The organism is Dechloromonas sp. TW-R-39-2, from assembly GCF_016864195.1.
Taxonomy (GTDB): Bacteria; Pseudomonadota; Gammaproteobacteria; order Burkholderiales; family Rhodocyclaceae; genus Azonexus.
The window spans coordinates 592,773-619,313 of record NZ_CP045202.1; the positions used below are offsets into that span (position 1 = coordinate 592,773).

Here is a 26,541-nt window from a genome sequence, read left to right on the forward strand (position 1 = left end):
GGTGCACAAGCGGCACCGCCTTGTTTTTTATAGATAAATTGATTAAACGAAACGTGCGATGAAGGCGCCGGTCTGCGCTTCCGGCAACTCGACCCAAACCCGGTGGCCGCTGCCTGAGGCTACCGTCACTGGTTCGCCGGCCTTGTTTTCCATGCGCGCCAGTGTCCAGCTTGTGTTGCCGCTCGGATGTACGCATTCGAGGCGGTCTCCTACGGTGAACTTGTTTTTCACCTCGATTTCCATCAGGCCGCGAGCCTTGTCGAATTGCACGGCGTCGCCGACATAGAGGCTGCGGTCCGATTCCGAATGGCCGCGCAGATAGTTTTGATAGTCGGCGTCGTGGTGGCGCTGCAGGAAACCATCGGTGTAACCGCGATTGGCCAACCCGTCGAGTTCGCGCAGCAGATTCGGGTCGAGCGGGCGTCCGGCGACGGCGTCGTCGATGGCCTGGCGGTACGTCTGGGCAGTACGTGCGACGTAGTAGGGGCTCTTGGTGCGGCCTTCGATCTTCAGCGAATCGACGCCGATTTCGACCAGGCGCTGGACGTGCTCGATGGCGCGCAGGTCCTTGGAGTTCATGATGTAGGTGCCGTGCTCGTCTTCCTCGATCGGCATCAGCTCGCCGGGGCGCTGGCGTTCTTCGAGCAGGATTTCCTGTTCCTGCTTGAGCAGTTGGGCTGGTTTACCGTCGGAGGTGCTGACTTTGTAATCCCAGCGGCAGGAATTGGTGCACGTGCCCTGATTCGGGTCGCGGTGGTTGAAGTAGCCGGAGAGCAGGCAGCGGCCTGAGTAGGCGATGCACAGCGCACCATGGACGAAGACTTCAAGTTCGATATCCGGGCATTGCTGACGGATTTCGGCGACTTCTTCGAGCGACAGTTCGCGTGACAGGATGATGCGGGTCAGCCCCAGTTTCTTCCAGAAACGCACGGCGGCCCAGTTCACGGTATTCGATTGCACGGAAAGGTGGATTGCCTGATCCGGCCAGGCTTCGCGCACCATGTCGATGAGGCCGGGGTCGGACATGATCAGCGCATCCGGCTTGAGCGCGATGACCGGCGCCATGTCGGCCAGGTAGGTGGTCAGCTTGGCGTTGTGCGGGAAGATGTTGCTGACGACAAAAAATTGCTTGCCGCGGGCGTGGGCTTCATCGATCCCTTCCTTCAGCGCGTCGATCGTCCCGAAGCTGTTGTTGCGCACGCGCAGGCTGTAGCGGGGCTGGCCGGCATAGATCGCATCGGCGCCAAAATCGAAGGCGGTACGCATCATTTCGAGCGAGCCGGCTGGGGCGAGAAGTTCGGGCGCCTTGTGCATAGTAGAATCCAGAAAAAACCGCGAATTGTAGAGTGTATGTCCGAAGAAATACTGATCAATTTCACCCCGCAGGAGACACGCGTTGCCGTTATGCAACAGGGTGTCGTCCAGGAACTGCATATCGAACGCACCGCCAGTCGCGGTCTGGTCGGCAATGTCTATCTCGGCCGGGTTTGTCGCATTTTGCCCGGCATGCAGTCGGCATTCATCGATGTCGGTCTGGATCGCACGGCATTTCTCCATGTGGCCGATATCTGGCAACCGCGTGAGACGACAACCGAGCGGCCGATCGAGAAAATCCTGCACGATGGACAGAGCATCGTTGTCCAGGTCGTCAAGGATCCGATCGGGACCAAGGGCGCGCGGTTATCGACGCAGATTTCGATTGCCGGCCGGATGCTGGTTTACCTGCCGCAGGAAAAGCACATCGGGATTTCCCAGCGCATCGAAGCCGAAGCCGAGCGCGAAGCCTTGCGCGAACGCATTACGCGCCTGGTGCCGGCTGACGAGCCGGGTGGTTTCATCGTCCGGACCATGGCTGAAAATGCCTGCGATGCCGAGTTCGCCACCGACATCGCCTACCTGCGCAAGACCTGGGCCGATATTCGCGACAAGGCCAGAACTTCGGCGCCACCCAGCGTGCTGTATCAGGAGCTGTCGCTCGGCCAGCGGGTGTTGCGCGATTTCGTCAATCCGGAAACCAGCCGCATGGTTATCGACTCGCGGGAGAACTTCCAGAAACTGACGGCCTTTGCCGAGGAATACACGCCGGCGGTGCTGCCTTTGCTCGATCACTACACCGGCCAGCGGCCGCTGTTCGACCTGCACGGGGTGGAAGAGGAAATCCAGAAGGCGCTGGCTCGGCGCGTCGATCTGAAATCCGGCGGCTACCTGATCATCGACCAGACCGAAGCGATGACGACCATCGACGTCAATACTGGTGGCTTTGTCGGCGTGCGCAATTTCGACGACACCATTTTCAAGACCAATCTCGAAGCCGCCGTGACCATCGCCCGCCAGCTGCGCCTGCGCAACCTGGGTGGCATCATCATTGTCGATTTCATCGACATGGAAAACGAAGAACACAAACGTGCCGTGCTCGATGAGTTCAACAAGGCGCTGGCGCACGATCACACGCGTCTCACGGTCAACGGCTTCACGGCCCTTGGTTTGGTCGAAATGACCCGCAAGCGGACGCGCGAATCGCTGGCGCACGTGCTCTGCCAGCCTTGCCCAACCTGTGGCGGACGCGGTGAAGTCAAGACGGCGCGTACCGTGGCCTATGAAATCCTGCGCGAACTGCTGCGCGAAGCGCGTCAGTTCAATGCCCGCGAATACCGCATCCTGGCCGGCCCTGCCGTGGTCGACCTGTTCCTGGATGAAGAATCGCAATCCCTTGCCATGCTGTCCGACTTCATCGAAAAGCCGGTTTCCCTGCAGTCGGAGCCGAGCTACTCACCCGAGCAGTACGACATTGTTTTGATGTAGCGTAATCTAGGTTCATCTGCGGATACGAGAGTCCCTTGAGATCCACCATTTCTCAAGGGTTTTGCCTGAGTGGTGTTAATTGCCGTTGATCTCCGTATAATCGAAATAGCTCTTTCATTGGTAGCTAGATGGGTAGCTAGACTGGCTAGCTACCCATCACATTTCGGAGTGTGATGACGGTGGCCAAGATCCAATCCAACTTACTGACTGATATCCAGCTACGGAAATGGGTGCGTGCGGGTTTGCCAGTGGCGAAGTCGGATGGCGCGGGTCTCACGTTTACGCTGTCCGCAGCAGGTGCGGCAACATGGGTTTTACGCTACCAACACGGAGGTCGTCGGCAAGAGGTGACTCTTGGTCGCTATCCGGATGTGTCGTTGGCTGCTGCCCGCTTGAATGCAACCAAAAAGCGTCTGGCCCTTATTGATGGGGTGAATCCAGCGGATGAGGTACGCAAAACCAAAGCTCACAAAGATTGGACGGTTCGTGAACTGATTAAAGACTATCGGGAACTAGTGCTTACGAATCTTGCTGATAGCACTCAACGTAGCTACGGTAGAAATCTAAAACGGATCGAAAATGGCATGGGTGCCATGTCCGTTCAATCGGTAGGCCCTGCTGATGTTGTCGCTCAGATTGAACGCGTCAAAACAGGTTGGGTGGAGCTTTTTACTCTTTGGTGTGTCCTTCTCGGCATTTTCAAGCATGCGACAGGTAAGAAGCTTATCTTTGCCAGTCCATGTGCAGGTATCCAGCTTGAGGCCATCATCGGCAAACGGCCGGAGATTAAGAAGCGGCTAATGCTGAGTGCGGAGGAGTTGGCAGTGCTGATGAATGCACACATGAAACCGGACAACCTCCTGTCTGTGAAAATTTTGCTGGCAACTGGAGTTCGAATTTCCGAGCTGTTTACAGCCTTGAGAGAGAACGTATTTATTACAGAAGCTCGCTGGCACATACCGCAGAGCAAGACAGGGCCAGCTATGGATATTCCCTTGGTGCCGTGTGTTATCGAATGGTTTAAGGAGTTGTTTGAGCTAGCCGGGAACTCCGTGTATGTATTGCCGGCTCGCCTACGGACTTGGGTTCAGCGCATGGAAGATACCGAAAAGCATGGCGACCTTGTTCTGGACGGTGATCTGGAATTTGACGAAGAAATTTGTCGTAATGTCCACGAGTATCTTTCAAGTCCAGCTTGGAAAATTCATCGCGATTCACTTGGCCAGGTTAAGAGGTTCTTCATTGGCGTCGATTTAAATGCATCAGATGACTATCTAGTGAAGCAATTCCGTTCTTGGATAGCTAAAACCCGTGCGGAGGCTGATATTGAACCTAAACAGTGGTTGTTTAGCGATAAAAGGTTCGAGAAATGGCACAAAGATCGTCTGCTGCCCTATTTGGATTTGACTTTCTGGGCGACCATCAACCATAAAAAAATTAAGCCTGCAGATATGGAAGAAATTCTCTTCCAAGGTAAGTTTGATGGTTTTCCTGGTGAAAATGTAACCAAAAAGATAGCTAAAGAAGCCGTAAAGCTAATCAGTGATGCAACTCTCTATGCATTAAATGTTGAATTGCGCACATATGAGTGTGTAATGTCTGGAAAGTCGTAGTTCCTAGATTTTTTCAATCACATATCACTTCAATGAGAAGGTGATCGTCTGCCGCAAAACATGGCAGATTGGCCAGAGTCAAGCATCTGGCCCTGTACCTAACTCCTAATCACGTTCAAATCAGCGAGTGCCAGACATGGTGTTCGCTGATTTCGTTCGTCCTTTCCATTTACAGGAGTCAGTCAATGAACATTCAATGCCCAAACTGTCACTCTGCACGTATCACCACCCGCAATCGTGCCCGTAAGACTGCTGGCCTGATCGGTACCGTCGGCGGCTGTGTCGGTGGTGCCACCGGTAGCCTGTCCGGCATCGAAATCGGCATGACCGTCGGCGTCGTCGCTGGTCCACCAGGCATGGTCTTCGGCGGCGTCCTCGGTGCACTTTTCGGCGCTGTGGTCGGCGGCACGGCCGGTGGCCTGTCCGGTGCCCGATTGGGCGAACTCGTCGACCGTCGCATCCTCGATAACTACCGCTGCCTTGCCTGCGGCCACTGCTTTAGTCTCACTGCACCCGAGCCGACCACCTACTGATCGGCTTGTTTCATCTCTGCCGTCTGCAAAGGACGGCATCGCAGTTCTCGTCTCTCTCTCTCATTGATTCATCGCCTCCCGTCTCTGCCGTTCACACGGCGGAGCGGCTGCGCCTATTCATTCCCGAAAGGAAATCTCATGGCACACCTCGTTCAACAAATGGCCTATGTCGGCGCCGAACCCTGGCATGGCCTCGGCAATCGTCTTCCAGCCAAACAACCCATCGAAGTCTGGGCCAAATCTGCAGGCATGGACTGGACCATCCAGGAATCCCCGGTCCGCTTTATGGCTGACAGCATCGGCAGTCTCGGCACCATCCACTCCTTCGAAGATCAGAAGGTGCTCTATCGCTCGGACACCAAGGAAGCCCTGTCCGTCGTTTCGCAGCGTTATCAGGTCGTTCAACCCAAGGAGGTGTTGGAGTTCTATCGTGATCTCACGACCGCTTCCGGCTACGAGCTGGAGACGGCTGGTGTATTGAAAGGTGGTAAGAAGTTCTGGGCGCTGGCCAAGACCGGTCAATCGACTGCCTTGAAGGGTAACGACCAAGTAGAGGGCTACCTATTGTTAGCTACGTCATGTGACGGCACCCTCGCCACCACGGCAACTCCGACGACTGTCCGTGTTGTCTGCAACAACACCCTGACCATCGCCGTGAATGGTGCCAGCCAGGCGATCAAGGTACCGCACAGCACCCGCTTCGATCCGCAAGCCGTCAAGCAGCAACTCGGTATCGCTGTCTCGCAATGGGATGGGTTCATGTACCGAATGAAGACACTGGCCGAGCGCAAGGTGAAATCGCACGAGGCCATGAACTACTTCCTGCGCGTGATGTGCGATGTCCAGCCTGGCGCGATCGATCCGGCAGGTCTCGCCAACGAACGTGCCCTGAAGCGGGTGCAAGCCCTCTACGACGGCCAAGGTAAGGGGGCTGAGTTGGAAGCAGCCAAGGGCACTGCTTGGGGGCTGCTCAATGCCGTCACCGAGTACGTCGATCATGAACGGCGTGCCCGCAGCACCGAGTACCGCATGGACTCCGCCTGGTTCGGCCAGGGGGCTGTCCTCAAACAACGCGCCCTCGATACGGCCCTGCAACTCGTCGCCTGATCATCACCTGAATCCGCGTTTCATCATTCATCCCGCGCACATGCCCAGTTCCGCTTATTAGCGGACTGGGCATTTTGCATTTCTGGAAGGAGTACAACTATGCAACCACAAGCCTTACCTAACGCCACTCCGATCAAGCATCGTCCGGCACTCAAACTGGTCAAGACCAAGGAACTGCCACGCGAGGATTGGCTGGCCGTTCGCAAGCGAGGCATCGGCAGTTCGGATGCCGCAACCGCCGCTGGCTTGAATCCATACAAGAGCCAACTCGAATTGTGGATGGAGAAGACCGGTCGTGATGGCAAGCTGCCCAAGGCCGATCCACACGATGAAGAATCGCCGCTCTATTGGGGAACCATCTTGGAGCCAATCGTCGCAGCCCACTACACCAAACGCACCGGCAATCGGGTGCGGCGCATCAACGCCGTCCTACAGCATCCCGATCCCAGCTTGCCGTGGATGCTCGCCAACATCGACCGTGAAGTCACGGGATCGAGTGAAGTACAGATCCTCGAATGCAAGACGGCCGGCATCAACGGCGCAAAGCTCTGGAAGGAGGGCGTACCCGAATACGTTCAGCTCCAGGTCATGCACCAGCTGGCCGTTACCGGCAAGCAAGCGGCTGATGTCGCCGTACTGCTGGGCGGACAACACCTCGAAATCCATCGGATCGAACGCGATGAGCGATTGATTGCTCGCTTGATCGAACTCGAACGGCACTTCTGGCACTTCGTCGAGACGGATACACCACCACCGGCCGATGGCAGTGAATCAGCCGATCTGGCGCTACGCTGCCTCTATCCAGCCGACGATGGGCAGACCCTCGATTTCACAGAGGAGCGCAACCTGTCAGCCACCTTCGCCGATTGGCTCTCGGTTCGGCAAAGCATCGCCGAAGCGGAAAAGCTGGAAGCACAACTCAAGCAGGCGCTGCAGCAAGCCATGGGCAGTGCCACGAGAGCGAACTTCGAAACCGGCAGCGTCACCTGGAAGAAAGCCAAGGACAGTGTCGTGCTCGATGTCACGGGCCTCCTCAATGATCACCCCGAGTTCCAGCAGCGCTACGCCCTGACCAAGCCAGGCAGCCGGCGCTTCCTGGTTGCTTGATTTCCACCTACACCCATCACAACGCAATCAGCCTTCCCAACCTGCCACCCCAGCGGTGCAGGCGGAAGGCATTTTTTACAGGAGTCACTGATATGTTGAAAGGCCTAGTCATCACGCCACCGGTCCTTGGAAGAATCTCCATTGGCAAGGTGGTCGAGAAGAACGGCAAGCGGCTGCCGGAGAAGGACGATCAATTCACCATCACCAGTCAGGTACAGAACAAGGACGGTTGGTTGCCCCATCCCCTCGATGAAGCCCTGCGCAAGGAACAGGGCGGCAAGATTCGCAGTATTCCGATCCGCTTGTTGTTCAACGACCCCGATCTCAACTTCCGGGCCGAATATAGCTTGTTTGACCGAACCACCGGTCGGCCACTCTGTGTTGGCGATGGACAGAACTGCAAGCGGCAGACGGAAGAGGGCATCAAGTCGTTTCCGTGCCCGTCACCAGATGCTTGCCCTCTGGCGAAAGGAGGTTGCAAACCCTATGGACGCTTGAATGTCGCGTTGGGTGACGATGATCCGCTGGGCAGTTTTGTCTTCCGGACTACAGGGTTCAACAGCATTCGAACCTTGAGTGCTCGGTTGCAATACTTTCAGGCAATCTCGGGAAACAAACTCTCTTGTCTGGCACTGGAACTACGCTTGCGTGGGAAATCGACGCGCCAGAGTATGGGAACGCCTATCTACTACGTCGATATCACCCCACGGTCAGGGCTGTCTACGGAGGAAATGCTGCTGCAGGCCAAGCAACTGGATGAAGCACGTCGGCAGGCTGGGTTTGATCAGGATGCTCTGGATCAGGCGGCCAAGCAAGGGCTGGGGAATGGGGCGTTTGAGGATGGAGAGGAAGATGGCGGTGCGGTGGTTGAGGAGTTCTTCTCAACATTATCGGAGGCAGACTCGCTACCAACGTCACCTGTTCCAGCAACGCCACAGCACGCTACGCTGGGTCAGAAACTGGAGGCCAAGGCAGAAGCCCTCACTTCCGCTTGATCCATCAGAGTCCTGCGTCGATCAGCAGATCGGACGGCTGGCACTGAATGGCCTTGGCAATCCGCAAGATGTTCAAGAAGGTCACATTCCGTTCGCCCCGTTCGATCTTGCCCATATGGGAGCGATCGATCTCGGCATAGTCGGCCAGGGCCTCCTGGGAAAGAGCTAAAGCCATCCGTCGTGCGCGGATGGCGCTACCCAGTTTCACGAGGTCCTGGTTGAGATCGAGCTTTGCGGAAACCCTTGCCATGCCGTGAATCGTGACGATATGATGCATTCACGACCACGGCATTTACGACCCATTTTAGGAGCCGTTTCTATGTACAACCAATCACCCCTCGAAACCCTGGCGAGTTATGCGATCACGTTTGTTGCAGGTGCTCTCTCGGTGATCGCTGTTTCCGCCTATGGGAAATGGATGAAGCATCAGGGTCGCACCGCAGGCCCAGTCGTTTCCCCGTAATCAGCAACCGGCGAGCTAATCGCCCAACACTCAAAGGATCAGCATGTCGATTGATATTCAGAAATTTACCGCCGGCGAACTCACTCTGGAAAAGCTCGATACGCTCGCTATGCAGCACGAGTCGTTCCAAGTCGTCGCGGTTTCCAACATCAGTGCTGTCGTCGAAAAAATCGAAGGGCGACTGGAAAAGCAGGATCTCAAATGTCGTGTCTATTCCGAATACCGCTCGGCGGCGATGGCGGCGACTTTCAGTCCGGCAGCCGTGGTCGGACTGGGCGCAGCGGTCGGCATCGGGTTGCACAACCTCGCCACCTTCAATCCCGACTACGAGATTGCCAAGAACAAGTTGGCTGGCACGGTCACCGTCAAATACATGAAGTAAGCCCGAGTGCAGCGCATTCGGAATCAAGGAGCGCACATGAAAAAGCTATTTGCGGCCCTGTGTGGCCTGCTGTCTGTCACGGCTGCTCAAGCCTGTAACTGGAATGCCGAGAACTGCACGTTTGAGATGCTGAACAATATTCAACGTCAGATCGCCAATCTGAAGCAGAACCCAAAATTCATGCAGGAGAAATTTGCGGAACTGCAAGCCAAGGCGCAGTACATTGATCGCAAAACGGCATCGTGTTCGAACTGGAAATGCTCGAACGACACCATGTCCGAATTTAACACCTATGTTGCACAACTGACGTTGAATTACGGAATCGCCAACAAGCCTGCAGTAGCCCCTGCGCCAGCACCTGCTCAGGATAAGTGGGCCGGCCAGTGCGTGGTGGCAGCCAAGCCAGGCGTGAATGCCTATGTCGATCAGAGCGGTACTAGTAAGGCGGGTGCGGTATCTGAATACATTGGATATACCGTAACTCAAAGCGCTGAAAAATTCGTTGGATTGAAGGTTGCCGAAAGTGGGAAGTTTGTGGGCTGGGCGAAAAAGAGTGACCTACAGATGCAGGATTTGAGGAACTGTAACTGACCGGAATATGGCAAGGGGGGCGAGAGCCCCCTTTTTGCTCCATGAATTTTTTTCGAAATGCTACGAACTGTTGTGACTACCGTCCGAAATGCCGGACAGGTGTCGACTTATCGGAAGAGATTTACAACGTTCGTATCGCTACTTTCAGTGGCTTTTCCGAGTAAATCATCTAGTAACCTTGGCTGAACGCCCATCTGACGAGCTACAGCAGAGAGCGGAACTCCAAGTTGTTCATTCATTACCTGTAGGCCATCGGACACAACTTCCGGTGTTTCGAGCGGCATCAGCGAGTCTTCGTTCTCGGCTATGGCCTCTCCATGCCGTTTGAGCGTGATGTAGCCAGCGCGAACCTGATCATCACTAAATACGCCAAGTTGTCTGCCTCGATAAAGTAGAGCAGCCTTGGAAACACCCCAGCGTAATTTCAGTTCGCTCAATCCTTCCCAGTTCAAACGTGACCGCCGCAAAGCTAGATGGTTTTCCGCCAGAAAAGAGGCGCGAGGGAGAAGGAAGGCGCTGGCGAAACGATTGGCTTGGGCCTCGGTTAGTCGGTCGCCGGTCAGTACGCCGCAGTGCAGTGCAAAATGGCCAAGCTCATGGGCGATGCCAAAACGTGCGCGGCATGCTGATCTGCCGTCACCATTTAAGGCGATTACAGGGCGACGAGTTGCGAATGAAACTGCATCTACCTCGTTAGCCAAGCCATTGACGCGCATTACAACTGCGCCTGCATTCTCTGCGACTCGCGTAACGTTGCTGATTGGCCCCATGCCTAATCCCCAATTTACGCGGCAGCGCTCTGCTCCTCGCTCAATCGCTTCTTCAGATGAGGGGTCTGCCTCCGCAATGCTGTGCTCTGGAAGATTCAGATATTCATCGAGGACACAGACAAGGCGCTTCAGCATTTCACCTCGCGCGCGAGCATACTGGCGTAGCGCAGCTTTCGTTGTTAGCTGCTTTCGGAAGTGGCATTGCTCTTCAGTCAATGGCATCGGGTCTACGTGCCGCAGGAATTCAGGCAATACCCCCAGCGACTCGACCAATGCTTGCTCAAATGCAGTGGAGACAGGTTCTGCTCCTGTCTCCACGCGACTTAGGTATTGCTTCGACTTGCCTAGTAAATCGCCCAACTCGTTGAGCGAAAAACCGTTAAAGAGGCGGGCAAGTCGAATGTTTGATCCGAGGATCGGGCTCATGCTCCTGCCGATGCAGCAGCATCGTCATCCTGGTCACGCCGCTTCGGCGTAATAACCGGCTTTTGAATCTCGACCGGTGCGGGCATCGTTTTCTTCGCATCTCCCAGCTTTCGCAGAATGCCACCAGAACGCCAACGGCAGACCTCTTGACCAGAAGCCGAGAATCCCAGTAGCAGGACATGCGGTTCTTCAATTTCGCCGAAGCCTTGGTCGATGACAAAAACAAATCGTGCAGCCTCGCCAGGGGCGGCTTCTTCAATCAGGCTCATTTGGAAGAGGTGAACTTCCAATACGGCACGCTTTTTTGGCGCATCAGGATTGTCGTTACTGAAGCGACAAGGGATGCCATTCACAGAGAAGACGATATCCAGTCCGTTGTTTTCAACGCGGAGCCACGGGTGACGACGTGACATGTATTCATTGCTAATCCGCTGCTTTTGGCGACCAAAGCGAGTTGTGCCGATGGTGTACGGGGTATCCGTGTCACGCACCAGGTCGTCTTCAGTGGCATACCACTCTTCGAGAAACCAGCTGGCGACAAGGGTCAGGTATTCCTCTTTGAGGGCCGAAGGCAGATTAGAACCAGAACGTTGCATTGTGCAATCTCCGAAAAACGTCAACGTATTATGTGCATTTTTTTTAATTCGTCAACAAGTGAGGCCAGTATTTTCGGATCGAGGTCTTATGTTTCCCTGCTGGCCAGCAAAGAGGCTACGTAGCTCAGAAAGGAAAACGCTTTCAGGCTATTGGGTTCTGTCGCGTAATCCCAGGGATGTCTCGAACTCAGTCTTTGCAACCAATGTTTTCGTTACTCACGGAAAAGCTACTCGGGAAAAATTGGAGAGGTGGTTATCAGTTCAACTGGACGGCGTTCGGCAACTTCTATTTCCTGGAAACAGAGGGCGTTGTTGTCGCCGAAGATCAGCCAGCAAGTGCAGGCGCAGTGACCTGCGAGGCTTCCGCAGGCTGAGAGGCCGCGTTCGGGAATAGGGCGTCCAGCAGATCAGAAACGGAAGGCAGCTTCCGGAAGCGTGGTCCTGGAATGTCCCGGTAGTGCTCGCGGACTTTCTTGTTGCCTTCCTTATCCCGTCGACCGGGAAGGACTGAGGAGTTGAAGCCATCGACGCTTGGCATCGGATCGTTCGGGGTGGCGCCAAAATAGCGGTAACCCTCGATAGCCAGGTCGAAGTCCCGATGGACAATGACTACAACGCAACTACCTGGCATCAGCGTGAAATCGGTTCGGACGGAGAAGCTTTTGTTTTTCCCCTCGGAGTTGACCTGTTTGATTTGGACGAACCGTGTTCGCCCTGACATTGTGAGGACAAGATCGAATCCCGACTCATCGACCTCAGTTCGAAGAATGTCCATACGGACCTCAGGATCACGCCGCCAAAGCTCTCCAGCGAGTGCGGCGATCATCGAGTGGGTGAGGACGTTCTCGACGTATGAGGACCGGGTGGCGAGGGCTGCGCGGTAGTCAGGCATCAAGCGGCCTTCTTGATCGGTTCCGGTTCTTCCCTTGGTGCCGACGCTTCGATCCGCTCACGGAGTTCCTTCCCAGCCTTGAAGTGCGGTACCCACTTTGCGCCAACCGCCACCTTCTCTCCGGTCTTCGGGTTCCGCCCGGTGCGTGGCGGACGGTAGTTCAGCGCGAAGCTACCGAAGCCGCGAATTTCGATTCGATCACCTTGTGCCAGGGCTCCATTGATCGCCGCAAGGATTTCAGTGACCGACATTTCGGCATCCTTTGTGACCAATGACGGAAAGCGTTCAGCGAGGCGGGCGATGAGTTCGGAGCGTGTCATGATCTTGCGATTGTAATCCATTCAATAGCTTATCTCTTGAAACGGCTCCAATTCGGAAGGTATTTAATCGCTGGGTTGAATACTCGGCGCTTTGCAATGAAGCCATCAGATTCAAGGTAGCCTTCCCGCTCAAGCTCCAGTAGAAATTCCGTTACCTCGTCATCGATATCTATTTGGGAGGTATAGCGCGAGTCAGGATCGTCGAATCCGGTCCCGTAGGAAAAGGTATCGTAGCGGGTGCGACACCATTGGAGGACATCGCCAAGTCTGAACTCCCGCTTTTCAGTGTTGGCGACCACAAAACGGAAAAACACGCCTGTTCGCCAAACGATGGAAGGGCAGAGAAATGGCGGTCCAACGGCATCTCTGCGGTTGAAGAGCAGCGGCAAAGTTTCTGGTCGTCGATCCAGCAAGAAACAGTGATAGGTCAGTTTTGCTAGGTGGTTGAGTGTTTTGTATGTCTCGATTCTTCGGTTCTTCGGGATGGACTGTAGCCATTCATGAGTCATTTCGCCGCCGTAGTCATCGGCTGCTTGGATTAGTAAGTCCCATCCATCGCCGTCATCGTCCTCGTGGCGGTCGTCGTCATCAAGATCAGGGTCGTAGGGGTTATCTCGCCAATTCTCGTATTCATATTGAGCAATTTTTTCCTGCAACTGCTTCCGAAGTCGAGTTTGAAGATCAAATTCGTCGGGGTGGAACGCCCATTTCCGCAGCGACATCTTGGAGAGAACGGCTTTATCGATCTCCTCAAGTGGCGTATCCAGGGCAATTTTTGAGAGGTCGATTTCAACCGTTGGAATGCCGTAGCGTCTCAGCTTTGAACGCTTCTCTCGATCAACAAAATGGGTAACCGCCACTTCGACGAAAAGCAGCCCGGCGTCGGTCTCAAACTGGACATCGGGCACGATCTCCTTAAATCCCTGTTCGAAGGCGCCAGAAAGAATTGCGTGTTCCTTGCCGGGCACCGTCTCATCGACCCAAAACCTGTAGTTGTCGTCCTGGATAACCACATAGAGAAAAGGCGTGGTGAATGCCAGTTGCCGGGCAATCAGGCGCTTTGCGTAATCGTGGAGCGCTGTTTCTGGTTTGTACGTGCAATCGGTCTTTGCGTGGTGGGCGAAGTGGTGGGCGTTATCCTCGCCCTTCTTCGCAACCAAATCGGATTTGCAGCCGGGACACTGGCAGTTGCATTTCAGTCCGCGATCCACATGGCTGATATGGATGTACTCGCCGTCGCGCCAGCCGAAGGGTAGCTTTACATCGGCCATCGGTTTCGAGCGCCCGAGTTAATGCTTGAAGTAGAGCCGGCGCAGGACAGTCCTAGAGGTCACCAGGACTAAATGAAGGCGGAATGTACTGTGGTCCTCATCCGACAATCCCGGGTGGGAGCCGTCTGAATGCAGCATCTTGAAGAGACCGCTGACGAAGCTCTTGCCATCGGTGGTCATCTCGTTTCTGGAAGAGGACAAAAAACCCTTTTCGGCGAGCAGTGTGCGTCGATTTTCCGAGGTCTTACGGTTCTCCACATCCGCTGGAAATTCGTGCTTAGCAATGTCATCGAGCAACCCCTCAAGAAACGTCCGCATTTGGGCGTTTGCAGCAGCCCAATCGCCTCTGGTATGGGCATCGATAGCCTGGTCTAAATGCCCAAGTGGCGTGAAGAAGTTGAAATGCTTCAAGAGCGAATGAACTTCATCATCCGTTTTCGGAAGATTAATTTCATCGGGTAGTGCTGCCCGAAGATAAGGGCGACCTGATTGCTCTTCTGCGGCGATGACATAGCCATCGCGAGCCAGCCCACGCAGAAATGACTCCCTCTCCGTTTCGTTGGTCGCCGGCAAAACTTTGACGGCTTCCCTGATCACCGCCTCTGCTAGGGTCATCTGGCCAACAACGGTATTAATCATTTGGAAGCCACTCTGGAGCACCAGCGACGCCATCCTTGTCGACTTGCTTTTGACGCTGACTTCCTTGCCTTGTGGGATTTCCTGTTCCAGCTCTACTCGCAAAATCATTTGGTCAAAACTTGCTTGCGAAAGCTTTTCTGCCAGCAATTCGATGGCGGCGAGGATGGTCGGTCGAGTAAAGGAATGGGTGTGGCTCATGGTCGCTGGACACTCCATTCTAAAAATGGAGGCGGTGTTCTATATTAGAACCTGAGCATACAAATTGTGCTCTGCTGTGTCCATGTCGAAAGCCAGAACGAAGAGGCGAAGGTCAGCATATATCGAACCCCGCCCGCATCTGCTCGATCCGCGCCTGCAATGATTGCTGGTGGCAACACGCTAGCGCCTGGGCGTCGTTGAGAGTACCTATCGGGCCTATGCCTCTGACCGATCTGTTGCAGCCTTTGGCACCGACATGCCCCAACGGTGCACCGAAATCCAGACAGATGACTCCGAAGTTGGCCTGTTTCGGTCGCCACAGGCAACTTCTCGGCCATAACGGCCATTGGCCTGAGGCGCTCAATCGGGCAGCAATCCGCCGCTTACCTGCCGTTCCACCTTGAGTGGTCGCGAACGGCAGCTTCCATTTCTGGCGAATGCGTACTCCGCGCCCATTGCGGACATCCAGCCTTCTCCAGACCCGACGGTCAGGCAAACCCTGGTTTTACGGACTAGACATCTACAAAGCGGCCGGTCGCGACCACGCCCAACCGGCCATCTGCGGACGGTCCAAGTGGCTATCCAATTTCAATAGTTGCAGCTTTCTCAGATCTGCTTGTACGACCGGTATTCGGTGAGCAAACATACGACTGCTTGACACGAGATCCGCCGAAAATCCCGCGCATGCAACAAATTTGCAACTCGCCATGTGTAGCAAACGCCACATCGCGGATTGTTTAAGTGAAATCAAATGATTGCGCCCATAACCGAGTAATCTTGTCAGGTATATTCAGGTCAATAATAAGTACTGAGCAGATATTAAGGCCGAGGTTATGAGTAAAGACCCTGTGTTTTTCAAATCTCCCGAGATGGCAAAAAAATTTCCGTTGCATCCTAAACATCCTGAACGGACTTGTTGGGGCTGCGATAAATATTGTTCAGTGAATTCGTTGCAGTGCGGCAATGGTTCTGGTCGTACCCAGCATCCGGCGGAAATGCTCGGAGACGATTGGTACAAGTGGGGCGATTGGGGCATCGACTCGGCGGAAACGCCAGTGATGAGTTCTTGAATATGGCCGGCTCATGGGGTTGCCCACACGAAATTAATGGCTTGTGTCACAAGGTTGGTGGTCAGACTTGTGACCCTGGAATGAAAGGTTGTGTGCTTTATGGTCGCTACGTGTTCGCAAACCCAGCAAAAAATGCACGCATTGTGCAGAAGCAGGGCCGAAGAGATGAAGTCGCCGTAGCGCCGGGCTCAAAAACCAGCAATGACAGCAAAGAATGACAATCCGGTAGATATTGGCGCGAAAACGCTCGTTGGATGTTCTCGCTCCTCGATGCTTGAGCCAAAAAACGACGGAATTTATGTGATCGAATTGTGCAGCGGAGAATTGCGCCACTGGCGCTATCTCGGTCCAGGGGCGCAGTCCAACGCGTGGTGGCTCGATATGGAATCCGGCCTGGAATTCAGTGAAACCAGCGTGATGTATGCATGGCGAATCGTTGGCGTTGGGAGCGAAAAATTTCAGACTGATCTCGAAAATTCATCTGGCTTAGCTCACGGCAATGGGAGCAGTAACAAAGAGTAGAAATTGCCAGATGGTTTCACAGAAGGCTTGGTGGAACGATTACAGAGTTCAAATTTCTAAGTTGGAAGTAAATTGTTGAGGTAGACCGCTATGGACGGGTATTCGCGAGCAATTTCTTCACTCAGTGATTTAATCCTTGAGCAGACCTCTGATGCGCTCATCTACGCCAATCGAGAGGGTGTGATTGAACGCTGGAACCAAGCTGCAGAATCAATGTTCGGATATACCTTTGCCGAGGCTTACAGCCAAAGCTTGGATCTGATAATTCCTGAACACCTTCGTCCAGCGCACTGGCGAGGTTTTGAGGCTGCGATGGTTAATGGTTCTACACGCCTACATGGCCGCCCCACATTGACACGAGCAGAACGTAGATCGGGAGAGAGAATCTTTGTCGAAATGAGCTTTGCTTTGGTAACCGACGAATCCGAAAAGGTCATTGGTTCGGTTGCCATGGCACGAGACGTGACAGAACGTGTTCTTCGGGAAAAAGATGCCGCCATTAGCATGAATAAGTAGGTAGGGTGGTGCTACGCCGTCTGATACTTGTGCAAGCGGTCAACGCTTGGGATCAGTATCCACCTTCCTTCAACCTTGATCAGACCAAGCTCACTCAATTCGCGAAGGATGCGAGAAAAGTATTCTTGCGTCTGGTTGAGGCGGGAGGCAATTAGCCCTTTATTTACGTGAAGTTCGAGAACGGTATTTTCGTCATCGAGCCGGCTTTCCGGCAATTCATGCATCAACTATCCAATGATGCGCTGCTTCCCTGAATACAAGGAATAAGCTTCAACATTGAGCATGAGTTGATGCATGCGCATGGCCATCCCGGCCTGCACTTTTCATACATAGTCGCGATCACGATCCAGTTCGTCGAAGATCACAGACTTGGAGACGTGAAGCAACAGGCAACTGCGCAGCGCTTGTGCAGAGACATCACTGCTATAAAAAACGGAACTACGAAGAGTTCCGTTTATTGGCTCTCGGCTTGTTTTAGTCCAACAATACGAGAAGCTGCTTGCTCGTTGAAGACTGGCGTTTGTTACTTCTGGGAGAGAATCCAGGTAACGAGCTTCTTCGCTTCGTCAGGGGTAACGTTGTTCGGCGGCATCGGGATTTGACCCCAGACGCCTTTGCCACCGGCCTTGACCTTGGTGGCCAGTATGGCGACCGCCCCGGCATCGCCCTTATATTTGGCGGCGACCTCCTTGTATGCCGGGCCGACCAGCTTCTTGTCGATGGCATGGCAGGACATGCAGTTCTTGGACTTGGCCAGTGCCTCGTCGGCAATTGCCTGGCCGGAGACGCAGAGACCAACGGCAAACATCATTGCGATATGGACAGCTTTCATTTGGATGAACCCTTCGTTGAAATTATGCGAGAACGTAATGTCGCGGTTGGAAATATTGGCGCTTTGATGGGAATCAAAAGCCTGCTGAGGCCTGTCCGAGTCTGACGCTGCTCAAAGCGTCTAATTGATGAACATCAAGACGCGATGCCTGCGACTCGTTGACTACTCCGCTACTTGGTCAGGCGCTCGAACAACTTGACAGTGGTGTCGACACTGCGCAGAAGGCGCTCGCCCTCAGCCATGACAAGGCGGGCATGTTGGGTTCTGGCGGCATGGGAGAGATCCGGACAGAGTGTGCGGATGAATTTCTGCCATTGGCTGGCGACCACCCGAAGCTGGGCGGCTACTTCCGGCGGGATATTCGCCGTTTTTCCCAGGGTCTGCAGGTTGCTTTCGAACTCCAGGCAGGAAGGTGGCGTCAGCCCGGCAATTTTTTCGTCCAGACTAGGCCACTCGCGAAACAGGAAGAACTTGCCGATGCGCTGCGACAGCATGCGGTTGCGGCCGGCCATGTTGACGTAATGCGCCGCAGGGAGTCCGCCCAGATCAGCCGCATGACCAGTCAGTACATCGGTTGCTTGAAGCAACTCCTCGCTCAGGTCGAATACATCTTCAACTTTTTGTGCGGATAACTCGTCGCCACGCATCAGTTGTTGATAGCGCGGCCACAAAGCTTTGATCAGCGCGAGTTTCTCGGCGAACTCAGCGGCCAGCTCTAGCTTTTCAAGACGGGCCAGGTTGCGCTCGAATTCCTTCTCCAACTGGTTGAGCTTGACCAGTGCCTTGTGTGGAGCAATCGCCGAAACGATCATGTACCACGCGATGGCCATGCGCTGCGAAAGCACACGCAGGCGACCGCACATGTTGATCAGCGCGCCAGCCGACAGCGGAGTCTCGGCATCGAGCGCGTTGCCTTTGCGTTTTCTGCAGAAATTCAGCCTCTGCCCGTTGTCGCCGCCGACTGTATCGAGCAGGGCAGCATTCTGGATATGGACTTTGCGGCCATCGACGACAAGAACGCCGTTGTCGCTCAGTTCGCGCAGATTGCGGGAGAAAGACTCGGGCGTCATGCCAATGCGCGCCGCGATCACTTTTTTGCTGGCCTTGAGAACGATGGTCGTTTCACCCGCCATATTGGCTTTTTCTCCCGCCGATTCAAGCAGGTAGTCGAGTAAGCGTTGGGCTCCGGTCAGACCATAATGGTGGCTGGTGATATCGAACTCAATCGCGAATTGACGGCGGGCCAAGGCAGTAATGATGCGCATGCCAAATTCGCGGTGATTCTCGGTGGCCTCTCGTAGTTTACGAATATCGATCGCGACCAGCAGGGTCTGCGTGATGCAGCAACAAGTCGAAGCGTAGTGCGTGGCGCCGAATAGTTCGCCCAAGCTCAGCAGTTGCTCGCTCTGCACCAGTTCGATGACCTTGGTGGCGCCGCCGGGGATGCTGGTGCTACGCTTGATGCTGCCGTTGAACAGCAGGTGCGCTTCGCGGATCGGGTCGCCGGCTTCGTATAGTGCCTGGTTGGCCGGAAGTTCGATCAGGCGGCTCGCCTCGACCAGCTCGTTGAGCAAAACGGTCGGCAATCCGGCAAAGAACCTGCTGCCGGTGAGCAGTTCGCGCTGAGCCCGATACGGATCTTTAAAGCGGGCGTTCAATTGGAGAGGATTTCCTTAAGTTGTTCCTGACCTCATGCTAAGCAAAAAGAAAAGGGGGCGTAACTCCTCTCTCGGAGGAGCGATGCCCCCTCTTTAGTCTTAGTAGACGTCGTGCTGCGTATTGAAGACGTTGAACTTGCCGGTTGGCGTGACCAGCTTCGGATCACGAATGACGGCCTTCAGCTTGCGCGTCTTGTCATCGACCACCACGATGGCCGATTCCTGGTCCTTGCCGTTCCAGACAGAGAACCAGACTTCGTCACCGGCCTTGTTGTACTCCGGCTGGACAACGCGCTTCGGACCATCCTTGATGCCGGACCATTCGCCGATCGGAATTAGCTCATTGCCTTTTTCGAGGTTGTTGATATCCCACACCGCCACCGACTGGCTGACACCGGCTTCCGGATTGAGCGTGGTATCGACCCACAGGTTCTTCGACTTCGGATGCGTTTTCAGGAACAGCGAACCGCCGCCCAGCCCCTTCAGCGTGCGGACAACCTTCCAGGCATTGTCCGGATGCTTTTTCGGATCGGTGCCGATCAGCGTGATGCTGTCGTCGCCGAGGTGCCCCGTTGCCCACACCGGCCCGAACTTGGGATCGATGAAGTTGGCGCCACGACCGGGGTGCGGGGTCTTGCCGACTTCGACCAGTTTCTCCAGCTTGCCTTCCTTGGTATCGATGACCGCGATCTTGTTGGAGGCGTTGGCCGCATCCATGAAGTAGCGATGCGTCGACTCAAAACCGCCGTCATGCAGGAAAGGCGCCGCTTCGATCATCTTGATCTTCAGGTTGTTCAGGTCGCGGTAATCGACCGAATAGACCATGCCGGTTTCCTTCACGTTAACGAAGAACTCCGGGTTGAAGTGCGAGGAAACGATGGCGGCAACGCGCGGCTCAGGATGGTAAGCCTGGGTGCCGACGGTCATGCCGCGGGTGGCGACGATCTTGCGCGGCTTGAGCGTATCGCCGTCCATGATCACGAACTGTGGCGGCCAGTAGGTGCCGGCAATCGCGTACTTGTCCTCGTAACCCTTGGCCTTTGAGCTTTCAACCGAGCGGGCTTCCATGCCGACCTTGATTTCGGCGACTGTGTCCGGTTTTTCCATCCACAGGTCGATCAGGTTGATCTTGGCGTCGCGGCCGATCACGAACATGTAGCGGCCAGAAGCCGACATGCGCGAGATATGGACGGCGTAGCCAGTGTTCAGGATGCTGACGATCTTCTTGCTGTCGCCGTCGATCAGGGCGATCTCGCCGGCATCGCGCAGGGTGACGGAGAACAGGTTCTCAAGGTTGAGATTGTTCATCTTCTTTTTCGGACGCTGCTCAACCGGAACGATGACTTTCCACGATGCTTCCATTTCCTTCAGGCCGAATTCCGGCGGCGCTGGCGGCGTCTGCTGGATGTAGCGAGCCATCAGATCGACTTCATCGTCCGTCAGGATGCCGGACGTGCCCCAATTCGGCATGCCACCGGCCGAGCCATACTTGATGAAGACCTTCAGATACTCCAGCCCCTTTTCGATAGTGATATCCGGGGTCAGCGGCTTGCCTGTCGCGCCCTTGCGCAGCACCCCGTGACAGCCGGCACAACGTTCGAAGAAGATACGCTTGGCTTTGTCGAACTCGGGTTCCGACATCTTGGGGGCTAGCGGATTGATGTCCTGATGCATCTTCACGTCAGCCAGCGGCGAACCACCCGCTGACTGGTAGTCGCGCATCGCGCCGTCGCCGTGCGCGGCCGGTGTTTCGGCAAAGGCAAACTGGACAAGCGCCGCCAGAAGCGGCAATGCCATCAAGCTACTGCGTTTGTATTTTGTTGAAATCATGACTCCCTTGACCCTCTCAAAATTTGAATAAGGATCGGCACTGTCGCAAGCCTTGGCTTTGCTGCTTTGATCAAGATCAAGGGGTAATGAAGGCACCAATTGAGGCTGTCTTCGGAAGAATTTAGTCTTGATAACAATCAAGCTGCTAAGTGAATAGATATTCAACGCCATACCAGAGGCGAAAAAAACGATTCAAGGGAACTGGTGTTGGCCAACGGGCAGCCCAGTATTGAGATATCCAGAACGGCCGCTTCGTAGCATTCCAGCTCGCATAAATTGAGTATGGCTGAACGGCTGTTACCGAGTAGCCACCATGTCGGCAAAGCGTCGGTTTGCGACAGTTTGCCTCTTCGAATTGATGGTCGGAAAGCGGTCAGTAAAAACCCAATTCCCGGAAGCGGCCAGTCGCTACTGAGTACTCACGACCCATTGCAGCCGGTTACAGTTCTCAGGCAGCACGGCTGCAATCAAGCACAGACCAGTCATTCAAGCTTGGCTAGACGGCTACAATTAGTGCGATGAATCGACGTAGCCTAATTCTCTTTTCGCTATCAATTGTCCTTGCGTTTAGGACGCTTGCTGCGTCTGCTTCACAAGAGCGCGCAGACTGGTCCAGTTTCTTTACTACAGCCGAGGTGCACGGCACCATCGTTGTCTTAGACAACCGCAATGGGAAGGAAGTGGCTTTCGTTTACGACTCGGAGCGCGCGGGGCGTCGCTACTCGCCGGCTTCAACCTTCAAAATTCCTCATAGCTTGTTTGCTCTTGACGCGGGAATTCTCCGTGATGAGTTCCAGGTAATTCCCTGGGATGGCATCAAGCGTTCGATAAAGGCGTGGAATGAGGACCAAAACCTACGCTCCGCGATGCGTAATTCGACTGTCTGGGTCTACGAACGATTTGCTCGGCAGCTTGGCGATGCGCGTGAGACTGAGTACATGCGAAAGATTGCGTATGGCAACGCAGTTGCGGGAGGCGGCAAACCTTTCTGGGTCGAAGGCGACCTAGCAATTTCGGCAAATGAACAAATATCGTTCCTGCGTCATCTCTATCGTAATGAACTGCCATTCCCGGTCGAGCATCAGCGGCTCATCAAGGACGTGATGGTGAATGAGGCAGGTCGTGATTGGATATTGCGGGCTAAGACCGGCTGGAGTGGAAAGGTTGGCTGGTGGGTAGGCTGGGTCGAGTGGCCAACCGGACCGGTATTTTTTGCGCTGAACATCGATACGCCCAACAGACTGAATGACCTCTCAAAGCGGCAAGAAATTACGCGCAACATACTTCGTTCTATCAGTGCTCTGCCACCGTATTAACTGTGAAGGACGATGTCGGTTGTTTGCTTAAGGCAGTCAGCCCACCGTACATAGCTCACCGGCAGTTCCTGGCCGGCTCCTAGCCGATACCAACTAGTTGCCGTAACGAAGAACAGCCCTCGACCCTGAACAGCCTTCAGTGGTTACTAGCGATGCTCTCACCGCTACGGGTTGTCTTGAGTTTTGAGGAGTTTGGACACGCTCGGAATCCGAATTTTCTTGCCATGCACCTCAAGCAGCCCGCTATCCGACAGGTCGTGCAAAACCCTGGAGAAGTGTTCCTGAGTGATGTTGAGGCGTGAGGCAATGACCCCTTTGCCTACAGTGAGCTCAAACTCCAGTTTGTCTGTGTCTATTGCTGCCTGAGGCACATCAGTCATCAGATATCCGATAATTCGCTGCTTGGCCGACTGCAACGAGTAGGCTTCGACGTCCGTCATCAAGTCGTGTGTGCGTTTTGCCAACCCGGCTAGCATCTTCTTGGTAAAGCCGTAGTCGTGTTCCAACTCATTCAGTATGGCTTCCTTGGGGACATGAATCAGCATCGAATCCTGCAACGCTTGAGCAAAGACAATATAGGTCCGGTCCAAAAACATAATGGCTTCGCCAAAACTTTGACCCTGCTGAATTATTTCCACAATCTTCTCGTTGCCCTGAGATGATGTGAATGCTAGTTTGACCTGGCCGAAAACCAGAAGATGAAAGCCCGTACAAGCATCTCCGGCACGAAAGAGTACATCGCCTTTTTGCGCGTGGATAAGCTTGGAGCAACTGGCAATGTGTTCGATATCGCAGGCAGCCATGCCAGCAAACAGGGGCAAGTGAGCCAGATGGCTTTCGAGGCTGATTAACTTGTGGTCGCGCATATTCGTCCCGAGGCAAATGACAATGCGCAAATGATAGTTTGATTTGAATCAAAACTGGAACTGGCGTACGATTTTCTGGTAACACTTTGACGTGCACTCTTGAATTAGCTTGATGCCCTGGTGCCATGTCAACAAATCCAGGTAAGCGATAGGTCACCTTGGGTTGCACGCTACGTGAAGCATATTAGGAAAATATGAATTAGGCGCTTATACTAGTAAGTAATTTAATACTTACAAGTGCCCATGTCTATCAACCCTCGTCAATCCACCGAGTCACGCCAGGCAGAAATCATCGCCACCATGGTTCAGCTCTCGGCCGAGCGCAGCCCTGCTGAAATAACGACCACGGACATTGCCAAAGCCATGGGGGTTACTCAGGGTGCGCTTTTTCGGCACTTCGCCACCAAGGAAGCTATCCGCCTGGCCGTGGTCGAATGGATAGATGAGCATTTGATGTTCGAACTACTGGCTGCCAAGGAGCGCTCCCCTGATGCGCTGACTGCCCTCAAGGCCATGTTCATGGCTCACGTCGGCTTTGCCAAAGCACACCCTGGAGCGCCTCGCCTCATTTTTGGCGAGCTTCAGCAACCTGCTTCATCCCCCGTCAAGCAGCGGGTTCAGCAAATCATGCAGCGCTATCGGCAAACCCTTTCCCAAACCCTGGCCGCGGCTATTGAGGCGAAGTTGATACGCGCCGATGCCGATTGCGCAGCGGCGGCAGCCCTGTTCCTTGGGGCCATTCAGGGCTTGGTCATTCAAACCATGCTCAGCGGACACACCGAGCAGATGGAGCAACAGGCGGTCGGCGTTCTGGACCTTTATCTTGCCGCCCTTGGGGTCAAGTCATGAAGCTAAATGGTTTTCTCAGCCGCAAGTTTGGCCTGGTGGCTTTTGCAGTGCTTCTTCTGCTCGGATTTGGTTTTGTCGTCGCCCGGTCAGGCCCACTGGCGCCAACCAAGGTCACCATCACTCGGGTCGAAACCGGGAGCCTGTCGTCATCACTGTTCGGCATTGGCACAGTCGAAGCGCGACGCAGCTATTTTATTGGCCCCACCGCTGCTGGTCGCGTCAAAGCAGTTCATGTCGATGTGGGTGAACAGGTCAAGGCCGGGCAACTGCTGGCAGAAATCGACCCAGTCGACCTGGACGAACGACTACGTTCGCTTGAAGCCTCATACGCCCGGGCATCCAGCGCGGTTCTGGCGGCTGACGCTCAGCGCAAGGATGTTCTGGCCCGCCAGATGATTGCCAGCTTGAATGCGAAACGCTATCGCGACCTCGGCGATAAGCATTTCGTCAGCCCGAGTGCAGTTGAGAGCAAACAACAGGAACTGACATCGGCTCAGGCAGCCGTCGATGCAAGTGATGCCAACCTGCAAAGTGCCCGGCAGGAAGTCATCCGCCTGAAGGCCGACCAGGATGCTTTACGGCAGCAACGGAATAACCTGCGCCTGGTCGCACCCGTTGACGGCGTGCTGACCAGCCGTGATGCTGAAGCTGGCTCGACAGTCGTTGCAGGGCAATCAGTGCTCAAGTTGATAGAGCCCAGCAGTCTCTGGGTCAAGGTCCGGCTGGACCAGGGGCGGTCCCGCGGCCTGGCTGCTGGACAAGCCGCAAGCATTGCCCTGCGCAGCAATCCGGGAATGCCATTAACCGGCAAGGTAGTCAGGATTGAACCGGTCAGTGACAGCGTGACCGAGGAGCGCATCACCCTGATTACCTTCGACCAGATTCCTCCTGGCCTGAGCATTGGCGAGATGGCCGAGGTGACCGTTCAAACGGCAGCCAATCAATCTGGCCTGACACTGCCCAATGCAGCCATCAAACAAATGCCTGAGGGTTCTGGTGTCTGGAAACTACGCGATGGCAAGCCCGTCTTTGTCGCCATCAAACTCGGCACCAGCACCCTGGATGGTGCGGTGCAGGTACTGGAAGGACTTGGCGCAGGTGACGAAATCATCGTTTTCAGCGAGCGCGAGCTGTCTGAAGGTAGCCGTGTCAAAGTTGTCGAACAACTGGCAGGACAACGCCAGTGATAAGTCTGGCCGGGCGCGACATCCTGCATTCCTGGTCGAAGTTCGTGTTGACCGGAATCGGTCTTGGCTTGCTGATTGGCGTGACGCTGACCATGGCCGGAGTTTATCGAGGTATGGTCGATGATGCCAAGGCGCTGCTCAACAACAGTGGCGCTGACTTGTGGGTCGTTCAGCAGGACACGCAGGGGCCTTATGCGGAGTCCTCGAGCATCCATGATGACGTGTACCGTTCAATGCTCAGCCTGTCGGGCGTGGCTCGCGCCGCCAACGTGACTTATCTGACCATGCAGGTTCGTCTGGACAATACCGATGTGCGTGCGATGGTTGTAGGTTTCGAGCCAGGGCAGCCGGGAGAGCCCGGCTACCTGATTGCCGGACGTCACATTACCCGTAACCATTACGAGGCCGTCGCCGACGTCAAAACCGGGTTCCAACTGGGCGATAGCATTCGGATTCGTCGGCACGACTACCGGGTCGTCGGCCTGACCAAACGCATGGTTTCGTCCGGCGGCGACCCCATGGTCTTCATTCCGCTGAAGGATGCACAGGAGGCACAGTTCCTGAAGGACAACGATGCCATCCTCAATGAGCGGGCAAGAACAACGGCCAATCCGACATTGAATCGCCCGGGCGTGCCGGGTTTGCTCGAGGCCATCCAGGCATCGCAGAACGCGAATCGCAACGTCAATGCCGTGCTGGTTCAGGTGGCATCAGGAAGCAAGCCCGAGACTGTCGCAAATGATGTCAGGCGCTGGAAGCACCTGGAGGCTTTCACCCGGGTTCAAATGGAAGAGATTCTGGTGGCGAAGCTGATTGCCACCTCGGCCAGGCAAATCGCGATGTTTCTGGTAATTCTTGCGGTGGTCAGCGCGGCCATCGTCGCTTTCATTATTTACACGATGACTTTGGGCAAGATTCGCGAGATTGCCGTGTTGAAGCTGATTGGCACGCGTAACCGGACCATTGCCGGGATGATTCTTCAGCAGGCACTGGGTCTGGGGCTTATCGGTTTTCTCGTCGGCAAGGTTTCGGCCACTGCCTGGGCGCCATTCTTTCCCAAGTATGTTCTGCTGGAGCCAGGCGATGCAGCGCGCGGCTTTGTCGTGGTCATGGTCATTTGTGCGCTGGCCAGCACGCTGGCGATTCGGGCTGCCCTGCGCGTAGACCCGGCCACCGCCATTGGAGGATGA

General features: G+C 54.9%; 28 protein-coding genes. 15 read left to right on the plus strand and 13 right to left on the minus strand.

From position 1 onward, the window contains the following. Positions 1-42 precede the first annotated feature (42 nt). Positions 43-1,314, minus strand: a complete 1,272-nt coding sequence (gene yegQ / locus GBK02_RS02910) for a tRNA 5-hydroxyuridine modification protein YegQ (protein WP_203468284.1) — start codon at positions 1,312-1,314, stop codon at positions 43-45. Positions 1,315-1,350: 36 nt separating this feature from the next. Here yegQ and rng point away from each other — a divergent pair, with 36 nt between their 5' ends. The 6 genes from rng (at position 1,351) to GBK02_RS02940 (ending at position 8,157) form a co-directional block, all read left to right on the plus strand. After that, complete coding sequence (gene rng, locus GBK02_RS02915; RefSeq protein ID WP_203468285.1) at positions 1,351-2,802, plus strand: ribonuclease G; 1,452 nt, start codon at positions 1,351-1,353, stop codon at positions 2,800-2,802. A 179-nt stretch (positions 2,803-2,981) separates the two neighbouring features. Then, positions 2,982-4,415, plus strand: coding sequence for a DUF6387 family protein (locus GBK02_RS02920; RefSeq protein ID WP_203468286.1), 1,434 nt, complete (start codon positions 2,982-2,984; stop codon positions 4,413-4,415). A gap of 185 nt (positions 4,416-4,600) precedes the next feature. Continuing rightward, positions 4,601-4,948: a hypothetical protein gene (locus tag GBK02_RS02925; RefSeq protein WP_203468287.1), complete on the plus strand. Its 348-nt coding sequence runs from the start codon at positions 4,601-4,603 to the stop codon at positions 4,946-4,948. A gap of 138 nt (positions 4,949-5,086) precedes the next feature. Beyond that, entirely contained in the window at positions 5,087-6,055 is a 969-nt protein-coding gene (locus GBK02_RS02930; protein ID WP_203468288.1) for a DUF932 domain-containing protein, read from the plus strand. A 99-nt stretch (positions 6,056-6,154) separates the two neighbouring features. Next, complete coding sequence (locus tag GBK02_RS02935; protein WP_203468289.1) at positions 6,155-7,162, plus strand: YqaJ viral recombinase family protein; 1,008 nt, start codon at positions 6,155-6,157, stop codon at positions 7,160-7,162. A gap of 92 nt (positions 7,163-7,254) precedes the next feature. Continuing rightward, positions 7,255-8,157 carry a hydrolase or metal-binding protein gene (locus GBK02_RS02940; RefSeq protein ID WP_203468290.1) on the plus strand — a complete coding sequence of 301 codons (903 nt, stop codon included), beginning with the start codon at positions 7,255-7,257 and terminating at the stop codon, positions 8,155-8,157. Positions 8,158-8,161: 4 nt separating this feature from the next. Here the strand turns inward: GBK02_RS02940 and GBK02_RS02945 are convergent, their stop codons facing one another. Beyond that, positions 8,162-8,434, minus strand: coding sequence for a helix-turn-helix domain-containing protein (locus GBK02_RS02945; protein ID WP_203468291.1), 273 nt, complete (start codon positions 8,432-8,434; stop codon positions 8,162-8,164). 229 nt (positions 8,435-8,663) lie between these two features. Here GBK02_RS02945 and GBK02_RS02950 point away from each other — a divergent pair, with 229 nt between their 5' ends. Both GBK02_RS02950 and GBK02_RS02955 read left to right on the plus strand, forming a co-directional pair. Next, complete coding sequence (locus GBK02_RS02950; RefSeq protein WP_203468292.1) at positions 8,664-9,002, plus strand: hypothetical protein; 339 nt, start codon at positions 8,664-8,666, stop codon at positions 9,000-9,002. A 36-nt stretch (positions 9,003-9,038) separates the two neighbouring features. Beyond that, the gene (locus GBK02_RS02955; RefSeq protein WP_203468293.1) at positions 9,039-9,593 is read left to right on the plus strand and encodes a hypothetical protein; all 555 of its coding nucleotides are present in this window, start codon (positions 9,039-9,041) and stop codon (positions 9,591-9,593) included. A gap of 107 nt (positions 9,594-9,700) precedes the next feature. Here the strand turns inward: GBK02_RS02955 and GBK02_RS02960 are convergent, their stop codons facing one another. From GBK02_RS02960 to GBK02_RS02985, 6 genes are all read right to left on the minus strand, one after another. Continuing rightward, positions 9,701-10,789 carry an ImmA/IrrE family metallo-endopeptidase gene (locus GBK02_RS02960; RefSeq protein WP_203468294.1) on the minus strand — a complete coding sequence of 363 codons (1,089 nt, stop codon included), beginning with the start codon at positions 10,787-10,789 and terminating at the stop codon, positions 9,701-9,703. After that, positions 10,786-11,385 (minus strand): hypothetical protein, encoded by a 600-nt coding sequence (locus tag GBK02_RS02965; protein ID WP_203468295.1) that lies wholly within the window; start codon positions 11,383-11,385, stop codon positions 10,786-10,788. The genes GBK02_RS02960 and GBK02_RS02965 overlap by 4 nt, the downstream gene beginning before the upstream one ends. Before the next feature lie 325 nt (positions 11,386-11,710). After that, positions 11,711-12,277, minus strand: a complete 567-nt coding sequence (locus GBK02_RS02970; protein ID WP_203468296.1) for a hypothetical protein — start codon at positions 12,275-12,277, stop codon at positions 11,711-11,713. Further along, a complete protein-coding gene (locus GBK02_RS02975) occupies positions 12,277-12,597 on the minus strand; it encodes an integration host factor subunit beta (protein WP_203469278.1) in 321 nt (106 codons plus the stop codon). The genes GBK02_RS02970 and GBK02_RS02975 overlap by 1 nt, the downstream gene beginning before the upstream one ends. A gap of 29 nt (positions 12,598-12,626) precedes the next feature. Then, entirely contained in the window at positions 12,627-13,868 is a 1,242-nt protein-coding gene (locus GBK02_RS02980) for a competence protein CoiA family protein (RefSeq protein ID WP_203468297.1), read from the minus strand. Between the two features lie 18 nt (positions 13,869-13,886). Further along, positions 13,887-14,705, minus strand: a complete 819-nt coding sequence (locus GBK02_RS02985) for a hypothetical protein (protein WP_203468298.1) — start codon at positions 14,703-14,705, stop codon at positions 13,887-13,889. Positions 14,706-15,574: 869 nt separating this feature from the next. Between GBK02_RS02985 and GBK02_RS02990 the strand changes: the two genes are divergently transcribed. From GBK02_RS02990 to GBK02_RS03000, 3 genes are all read left to right on the plus strand, one after another. Further along, entirely contained in the window at positions 15,575-15,775 is a 201-nt protein-coding gene (locus GBK02_RS02990; protein WP_153151425.1) for a DUF3079 domain-containing protein, read from the plus strand. Between the two features lie 201 nt (positions 15,776-15,976). Then, entirely contained in the window at positions 15,977-16,297 is a 321-nt protein-coding gene (locus tag GBK02_RS02995) for a hypothetical protein (RefSeq protein WP_203468299.1), read from the plus strand. Between the two features lie 90 nt (positions 16,298-16,387). After that, the gene (locus tag GBK02_RS03000; RefSeq protein WP_153151392.1) at positions 16,388-16,813 is read left to right on the plus strand and encodes a PAS domain S-box protein; all 426 of its coding nucleotides are present in this window, start codon (positions 16,388-16,390) and stop codon (positions 16,811-16,813) included. A gap of 11 nt (positions 16,814-16,824) precedes the next feature. Here GBK02_RS03000 and GBK02_RS16825 read toward each other — a convergent pair whose 3' ends face one another. From GBK02_RS16825 to GBK02_RS03020, 4 genes are all read right to left on the minus strand, one after another. Then, the gene (locus GBK02_RS16825) at positions 16,825-17,037 is read right to left on the minus strand and encodes a helix-turn-helix domain-containing protein (RefSeq protein WP_239003139.1); all 213 of its coding nucleotides are present in this window, start codon (positions 17,035-17,037) and stop codon (positions 16,825-16,827) included. A gap of 299 nt (positions 17,038-17,336) precedes the next feature. Continuing rightward, positions 17,337-17,645 (minus strand): c-type cytochrome, encoded by a 309-nt coding sequence (locus GBK02_RS03010; protein WP_203468300.1) that lies wholly within the window; start codon positions 17,643-17,645, stop codon positions 17,337-17,339. A 170-nt stretch (positions 17,646-17,815) separates the two neighbouring features. Next, positions 17,816-19,303 (minus strand): type IV pili methyl-accepting chemotaxis transducer N-terminal domain-containing protein, encoded by a 1,488-nt coding sequence (locus GBK02_RS03015; protein ID WP_203468301.1) that lies wholly within the window; start codon positions 19,301-19,303, stop codon positions 17,816-17,818. 99 nt (positions 19,304-19,402) lie between these two features. Then, positions 19,403-21,133, minus strand: a complete 1,731-nt coding sequence (locus tag GBK02_RS03020) for a nitrite reductase (protein WP_203468302.1) — start codon at positions 21,131-21,133, stop codon at positions 19,403-19,405. Between the two features lie 518 nt (positions 21,134-21,651). Here GBK02_RS03020 and blaOXA point away from each other — a divergent pair. After that, complete coding sequence (blaOXA, locus tag GBK02_RS03025; RefSeq protein ID WP_203468303.1) at positions 21,652-22,449, plus strand: class D beta-lactamase; 798 nt, start codon at positions 21,652-21,654, stop codon at positions 22,447-22,449. Between the two features lie 164 nt (positions 22,450-22,613). On the opposite strand, the gene GBK02_RS03030 is transcribed toward blaOXA, so the two are convergent. Next, positions 22,614-23,315 carry a Crp/Fnr family transcriptional regulator gene (locus GBK02_RS03030; RefSeq protein ID WP_203468304.1) on the minus strand — a complete coding sequence of 234 codons (702 nt, stop codon included), beginning with the start codon at positions 23,313-23,315 and terminating at the stop codon, positions 22,614-22,616. A 243-nt stretch (positions 23,316-23,558) separates the two neighbouring features. Between GBK02_RS03030 and GBK02_RS03035 the strand changes: the two genes are divergently transcribed. From GBK02_RS03035 to GBK02_RS03045, 3 genes are read left to right on the plus strand one after another with little or no spacing between them, the layout of a single operon-like run. Further along, positions 23,559-24,164 carry a TetR/AcrR family transcriptional regulator gene (locus tag GBK02_RS03035; RefSeq protein ID WP_203468305.1) on the plus strand — a complete coding sequence of 202 codons (606 nt, stop codon included), beginning with the start codon at positions 23,559-23,561 and terminating at the stop codon, positions 24,162-24,164. Further along, entirely contained in the window at positions 24,161-25,351 is a 1,191-nt protein-coding gene (locus GBK02_RS03040; protein ID WP_203468306.1) for an efflux RND transporter periplasmic adaptor subunit, read from the plus strand. The genes GBK02_RS03035 and GBK02_RS03040 overlap by 4 nt, the downstream gene beginning before the upstream one ends. Next, on the plus strand, positions 25,348-26,541 hold the full coding sequence (locus tag GBK02_RS03045; RefSeq protein ID WP_203468307.1) for an ABC transporter permease: 1,194 nt from the start codon (positions 25,348-25,350) through the stop codon (positions 26,539-26,541). The genes GBK02_RS03040 and GBK02_RS03045 overlap by 4 nt, the downstream gene beginning before the upstream one ends.

Bases quoted from the DNA above. Each gene is read 5' to 3' on its own strand.
- GBK02_RS03020 (WP_203468302.1), bottom strand. From the start codon at position 21,133: ATGATTTCAACAAAATACAAACGCAGTAGCTTGATGGCATTGCCGCTT.
- GBK02_RS02960 (WP_203468294.1), bottom strand. From the start codon at position 10,789: ATGAGCCCGATCCTCGGATCAAACATTCGACTTGCCCGCCTCTTTAAC.
- rng (WP_203468285.1), top strand. From the start codon at position 1,351: ATGTCCGAAGAAATACTGATCAATTTCACCCCGCAGGAGACACGCGTT.
- GBK02_RS02955 (WP_203468293.1), top strand. From the start codon at position 9,039: ATGAAAAAGCTATTTGCGGCCCTGTGTGGCCTGCTGTCTGTCACGGCT.
- GBK02_RS02975 (WP_203469278.1), bottom strand. From the start codon at position 12,597: ATGACACGCTCCGAACTCATCGCCCGCCTCGCTGAACGCTTTCCGTCA.
- GBK02_RS02995 (WP_203468299.1), top strand. From the start codon at position 15,977: ATGACAGCAAAGAATGACAATCCGGTAGATATTGGCGCGAAAACGCTC.
- GBK02_RS03000 (WP_153151392.1), top strand. From the start codon at position 16,388: ATGGACGGGTATTCGCGAGCAATTTCTTCACTCAGTGATTTAATCCTT.
- yegQ (WP_203468284.1), bottom strand. From the start codon at position 1,314: ATGCACAAGGCGCCCGAACTTCTCGCCCCAGCCGGCTCGCTCGAAATG.
- GBK02_RS03040 (WP_203468306.1), top strand. From the start codon at position 24,161: ATGAAGCTAAATGGTTTTCTCAGCCGCAAGTTTGGCCTGGTGGCTTTT.
- GBK02_RS02940 (WP_203468290.1), top strand. From the start codon at position 7,255: ATGTTGAAAGGCCTAGTCATCACGCCACCGGTCCTTGGAAGAATCTCC.
- blaOXA (WP_203468303.1), top strand. From the start codon at position 21,652: ATGAATCGACGTAGCCTAATTCTCTTTTCGCTATCAATTGTCCTTGCG.
- GBK02_RS02945 (WP_203468291.1), bottom strand. From the start codon at position 8,434: ATGCATCATATCGTCACGATTCACGGCATGGCAAGGGTTTCCGCAAAG.
- GBK02_RS02930 (WP_203468288.1), top strand. From the start codon at position 5,087: ATGGCACACCTCGTTCAACAAATGGCCTATGTCGGCGCCGAACCCTGG.
- GBK02_RS02950 (WP_203468292.1), top strand. From the start codon at position 8,664: ATGTCGATTGATATTCAGAAATTTACCGCCGGCGAACTCACTCTGGAA.
- GBK02_RS02985 (WP_203468298.1), bottom strand. From the start codon at position 14,705: ATGAGCCACACCCATTCCTTTACTCGACCGACCATCCTCGCCGCCATC.
- GBK02_RS03010 (WP_203468300.1), bottom strand. From the start codon at position 17,645: ATGAAAGCTGTCCATATCGCAATGATGTTTGCCGTTGGTCTCTGCGTC.
- GBK02_RS16825 (WP_239003139.1), bottom strand. From the start codon at position 17,037: ATGCATGAATTGCCGGAAAGCCGGCTCGATGACGAAAATACCGTTCTC.
- GBK02_RS03030 (WP_203468304.1), bottom strand. From the start codon at position 23,315: ATGCGCGACCACAAGTTAATCAGCCTCGAAAGCCATCTGGCTCACTTG.
- GBK02_RS02990 (WP_153151425.1), top strand. From the start codon at position 15,575: ATGGCAAAAAAATTTCCGTTGCATCCTAAACATCCTGAACGGACTTGT.
- GBK02_RS03035 (WP_203468305.1), top strand. From the start codon at position 23,559: ATGTCTATCAACCCTCGTCAATCCACCGAGTCACGCCAGGCAGAAATC.
- GBK02_RS02980 (WP_203468297.1), bottom strand. From the start codon at position 13,868: ATGGCCGATGTAAAGCTACCCTTCGGCTGGCGCGACGGCGAGTACATC.
- GBK02_RS02965 (WP_203468295.1), bottom strand. From the start codon at position 11,385: ATGCAACGTTCTGGTTCTAATCTGCCTTCGGCCCTCAAAGAGGAATAC.
- GBK02_RS02925 (WP_203468287.1), top strand. From the start codon at position 4,601: ATGAACATTCAATGCCCAAACTGTCACTCTGCACGTATCACCACCCGC.
- GBK02_RS02935 (WP_203468289.1), top strand. From the start codon at position 6,155: ATGCAACCACAAGCCTTACCTAACGCCACTCCGATCAAGCATCGTCCG.
- GBK02_RS02970 (WP_203468296.1), bottom strand. From the start codon at position 12,277: ATGCCTGACTACCGCGCAGCCCTCGCCACCCGGTCCTCATACGTCGAG.